1 protein-coding gene is annotated in these 864 nt (G+C 68.4%); it reads right to left on the bottom strand.

Annotation, left to right across the window (positions count from 1 at the left end; genetic code table 11):
• Positions 1-351: 351 nt before the first annotated feature.
• Positions 352-864: helix-turn-helix domain-containing protein (locus JMF90_RS38800; protein WP_201326518.1), on the bottom strand; the 513-nt coding region annotated here is incomplete at its 5' end.

Here is an 864-nt window from a genome sequence, read left to right as displayed (position 1 = left end):
TCGTGGAATCGTTATGAGGTCACGCTCGGAACGGGCGCGGGGAATTCGCGGCATCCTTTCGGTTGGAGGCCGCTTCTGAGCCGCATTGACGTGGACATGGCACATGCGTGTTTCAATCCGCGCCCGAGCGTGACGTGACGATCGCCGTCGAGCTTAGGCGGCGTATGGTCCGACCGCGGACGTTCCGTTATCGACAACGACGCGTATCGACACGCGAATGACGGGCTGCGATTACACGAGACTATGAGGTGGGCCAAACATGTATTGGCCTTCGGGGGCAACGCCAGCCCGGTGCCAGCATGAACAGGCCCCAAGCGCCAATTGCCACGCGACCTGCTTCACTCCGCATCGTCAATGCGGCCCGTCGTGCCTGATCCCAGCCGCATCGAGCTGCCGAAGTTTCGCGTACAGCGTCGTGCGCGAAATGCCGAGCTGTCGCGCGGCCGCCGACACGTTGCCGTCGTGCTCGTCGAGCGCGCGCCGGATCGCATCGAGCGACTGTTCGTGCAGGCTCGCCTGCGGGCCGGCGGCCGACGTGACGTTGCACACGTCGGCAGCGTCTTCGAGCACATCGGCGTGACGCGCCCTCGTCGCCCGGTCGAGCGGCGCACGCACGGTGCGCACCCATACGTGGCTACCATCGTCGCGCGCGATCCGCTGCGGCGTGCGTGCCGGTGTCAGCAACCGGCGCTGCTGCGCGGGCGTCGCGCCCGGAAACAGTTGCCGGAGATCGACCGACGCCACCGGCCCGGCGGGCGCGAGGTCGAGCATCTGGCGGGCCAGGCGGCTCACCGCGCGCACGCGGCCCGCTTCGTCGAGCGCGATGACGCCGGCGAGCGGCGTGCCGAGCCAGCGCGGATCGAA

The organism is Burkholderia sp. E168m23, from assembly GCF_016586125.1.
Lineage (GTDB): Bacteria > Pseudomonadota > Gammaproteobacteria > Burkholderiales > Burkholderiaceae > Burkholderia > Burkholderia orbicola.
The sequence above is the reverse complement of the archived record's forward strand: the minus strand, read 5'-3'. Positions and strand labels throughout refer to the sequence as shown.